Annotated in this window: 4 protein-coding genes, 1 tRNA gene and 1 pseudogene; 1 reads left to right on the top strand and 5 read right to left on the bottom strand. The window is 63.5% G+C overall.

Going from position 1 to position 3412, the window contains the following annotated elements:
• The first annotated feature begins 18 nt into the window (after window positions 1–18).
• Window positions 19–95: transfer RNA gene (locus tag IE00_RS19235), tRNA-Met, on the top strand.
• Between the two features lie 516 nt (window positions 96–611).
• On the opposite strand, the gene IE00_RS20745 is transcribed toward IE00_RS19235, so the two are convergent.
• The 5 genes and pseudogenes from IE00_RS20745 to IE00_RS19220 form a co-directional block, all read right to left on the bottom strand.
• Window positions 612–860, bottom strand: coding sequence for a zinc ribbon domain-containing protein (locus IE00_RS20745; protein WP_240494016.1), 249 nt, complete (start codon window positions 858–860; stop codon window positions 612–614).
• Between the two features lie 48 nt (window positions 861–908).
• Window positions 909–1189, bottom strand: a pseudogene (locus tag IE00_RS20740) (recombinase family protein); the annotation flags it as partial.
• A 193-nt stretch (window positions 1190–1382) separates the two neighbouring features.
• Window positions 1383–1706: a recombinase family protein gene (locus IE00_RS20735; RefSeq protein ID WP_240494015.1), complete on the bottom strand. Its 324-nt coding sequence runs from the start codon at window positions 1704–1706 to the stop codon at window positions 1383–1385.
• Window positions 1703–2743 carry a hypothetical protein gene (locus tag IE00_RS19225; protein ID WP_072298768.1) on the bottom strand — a complete coding sequence of 347 codons (1041 nt, stop codon included), beginning with the start codon at window positions 2741–2743 and terminating at the stop codon, window positions 1703–1705. The genes IE00_RS20735 and IE00_RS19225 overlap by 4 nt, the downstream gene beginning before the upstream one ends.
• A 73-nt stretch (window positions 2744–2816) precedes the next feature.
• The coding region (locus IE00_RS19220) for an IS3 family transposase (protein WP_072298769.1) at window positions 2817–3412 on the bottom strand (596 nt) is incomplete at its 5' end.

Genomic DNA, 3412 nt, shown 5'->3' with positions numbered 1-3412 from the left:
CGATCAGGACAAACTTGGCGCGGGGTAGAGCAGCCCGGTAGCTCGTCAGGCTCATAACCTGAAGGTCGCAGGTTCAAATCCTGCCCCCGCAACCAGATCAACCGAACACGCATCCAGCCCGCTCACAAGCGGGCTTTTTGCTGTTCCACCCTGTGCCAGTCCAACCATGGCTGCGAGCGCGCCCGCCAACTCCAGCCTGATGCCTTCCGGGGTGACATGGACAGTGACCACCTCGATCAGCCCACGGATGGCCTCGAGCGCTGGTGTCCGGATCTCGGGATCGGCGAGCGTTGCAGCCAGTTCCGTCACCTTGCGCCGGTAAAGCTCCGACATGTTCGGGTGCAGGCGGATCGGTGACGGGGCAGGGGCGGACAAGTCCTCATCAATCTGAGCAATCCGCGTCTCCAAAGCCTCAAGCCTGGTCTTCAGACCGGTCGTCCGCAGACCGTCGGCAATGGCGTCATAGAGGCCCTCCAGCTTGCGGGTGACGGTGGCCCGCTCCGATTGCAATTGCGCAATCCTGACAGACGCCGTGCCGTTGCGCGCATTCGTCTCTTTGCTGACAGCCTTGATGAACTGCGCCACCGCCTCCGGCTGCATCACCCGGTCTTTCACAGCTGCAACACCGCTTCCTCCAGCACGGCACGGCGGATGGACGTCCTTTGCCTGCAGGTGCCGAGCTTGCGGGCGGCGGAGCAGGCCAGATAGTCCCGGCCGACAGCCGCAAACCCTCCACCGCAGGTCCCGCAGCGCAGAAGGCCCGTCAGCAGGTGGATCTGGCGCTTCTTCTCCCAAAAGCGCGTGGCCTTGATCGCCGTGACACGCGGGTCCTGAGCGATCTCGCCCTGCCGGGCCTTCACCCGCTCCCAAAGCTCCCCTTCGATGATCCTGTGTTCGGGGACCTCGGTGATGACCAGCGCTTCCGGCGGGTTCAATCGAGAGACACGGCGGCCGGTGGCAGGATCCTTGACGTAGCGCAGCCGGTTCCAGACCAGGCGGCCGATGTAGAGTTCATTGTTCAATAGCCCCGTACCGCGAATGCGATGACCGCGGATCGCCGTGTCCCGCCACAGCTGGCCCCGCGGCCCGGGATGCCCTCCTGGTTGAGACGCTGCGTGATGGCCTTCGGGGACCTGCCATCCGCAAAATCCCGAAACACCCGCCGGATGATGTCCGCTTCTAGGGGCATGGATCGCACGCTCTTCGGTGACCGGCTCACAATCGCCGCCTAGGCGGCGCACCACATCGTAGCCGTAGTTGTTGCCGCCGCCGGAGCGACCGGCCCCGACGCTCCCGCGCAGGCCGCGCCGGGTCTCGTTGGCTAGGTCCTTGAGGAAGAGCTGGTTCATCAAGCCCTTCAGCCCAACATGCTCCTCGCTGATCTATCCTTCCGACAGGGTGACGATCCGCACCCCTGCAAAGCTCAGCTGCTTGTAGATGGTCGCCACATCCGCCTGGTCCCGGTTCAGTCGGTCCAGCGCTTCGGTCAGCACGATCTCGATGCGCCCAGCCGTGGCTTCGGCAATCAGATCCTGGAGACCTTTGCGAAGCAGGGAGGCGCCCGAGATCGCCCGGTCGCCGAAGCAGGTGGTGACCGTCCAGCCCTCCCGCTCGGCGCGGTCCTGGCAGACCCGCATCTGATCCTCCAGCGACGCGTCACGCTGCCGGTCGGAGGAATAGCGGGCGTAGATGGCTGCTCGGGTCATGACTGGCTCCTGATACGCTGGAGGCTTTCATTGTAAGCACGCCCGGCTTCGATGGCGCGTGCATGGTTGTAGTGCTTCTCAGCTGTTCTGAAGCTCGTGTGTCCCAGCAGAGGGCCTGCCGAGCGCGCATGCTCGGGCGATTCACGGGCCAACGTGGTGGCGGCAGCATCGCGAAAGAAGTGCCGCGGCACGCGGACGCCGATCATCTTCTCCGTGAGGTCCGGGATGCGCCTGCCCATGTAAGAGTAGCCGAAGGGGCGCCCGGAATCCGCAACCCAGAGCATCGCATGGGCCTCATTGCCACGATGCAGCAGAAACGGGCGGGCCTCAGACAGGTAGTGGCGAAGCAGCCCCTCCAGCGGATCAGGCACCATCGCAGTCCAGGTGTTGCCGGTTTTGGTCATCTCCGGGGAAAGAGCAATCTCGATGGACTGGGCGGTAAGAAGCACCGAGTGACCGAGTTCCAATCCGACGAAGGCACGACGCCGGATCGGCAACATCGCGAGGAAGGCCAGCATGGCTCCGTCGCGCAGTGTCTGCATCCGCTCGAGGATCGATGCAGCATCAGCGTGTTGACCAGCCAGATCCAGGCCCGCCTGCAGCAGAACCCTCCCCGACAGAATGCGCCCATGCTTCCGCTCGCCGTTCCTGTCCTGCGCTTGAGCAAAGTGGATGGCACGGATCCTGCGCAGCTTCCTGACGGAGGCATCACGATCGACGACAACGATCATTCGGATCAGCGTGTCAAGCCGCATGACCCGCGAGTAGGGGGCGTCGGCTTCCATGGAGCCCATCCAGGCGACAACACGCTCCGCTGTGATCCGCGACAGTGGTGGCTCGTCGAGTGCTGCGGGATCGATCGCCGTCAGCCAGGCAATCCAGCGACCGTAGCCCGCTTGATGTTGTGCAATGGTGCTGGCCCGAAGATGCGCAAAGGCACCCACGCCGTCCAGAGGATTGCCGGTTTCCTGCAGACCAGACCACATCTGCTGATCGGCTTCAGGCCATTCGTGCGGGTAGAGCTTGATGCGCGTCATGCCGTGCGCGCCTTGGTAAGGACATCGGCGTAGAGCTTGTAGCCTGCCCCTATCGGGTGGTCCGGTTTCAATCTTAGTGCATTACGTGTCTTGTCGCTACAGCTGGGGTGGCCGGCGAAGCGGCTCCGGATGGCGAAGCCGGCCACTGGATGGCCTCGGGAGCTGGCGGGCGATACCCTAGTAATGAGTGCGGGCGCTTGGTGTTGTAGTGGCGGCGCCAGCTCTCGATGATAATCTTCGCCTCAGCGAGGCTGTAGAATATCTCCCCGTTCAGCAGTTCGTCGCGGAGCTTGGAGTTGAAGCTCTCACAGTAACCGTTTTCCCAGGGGGACCCCGGCTCGATGTAGGCGGTCTGTGCGCCGACGGCGACGATCCATTCCCTCACCGCCTTGGCGATGAACTCCGGGCCATTGTCGGACCGTATATGATCCGGCACGCCGCGCAGGATGAAGAGATCGGACAAGACGTCGATGACGTCGGTCGATCGGAGCCTCCGGTCGACCCGGATTGCCAGGCACTCCCGGCTGAACTCGTCGATGAGATTGAGCATGCGGAACTTCCTTCCATCGTGGGTCCGGGCTTCGACGAAGTCGTAGGACCAGACATGGTTCGAACGCTCTGGCCGCAGACGGATGCATGACCCGTCGTTCAGCCAGAGCCGACCCTTCT

This window comes from Paracoccus sp. SM22M-07, from assembly GCF_001887735.1.
Taxonomy (GTDB): domain Bacteria; phylum Pseudomonadota; class Alphaproteobacteria; order Rhodobacterales; family Rhodobacteraceae; genus Paracoccus.
This window is presented reverse-complemented; position numbering and strand designations above follow the sequence as displayed.

Excerpts from the sequence above, each read along its gene's own strand:
- IE00_RS20735 (WP_240494015.1), bottom strand. The coding sequence starts at position 1,706 with ATGACCCGAGCAGCCATCTACGCCCGCTATTCCTCCGACCGGCAGCGT.
- IE00_RS19225 (WP_072298768.1), bottom strand. The coding sequence starts at position 2,743 with ATGACGCGCATCAAGCTCTACCCGCACGAATGGCCTGAAGCCGATCAG.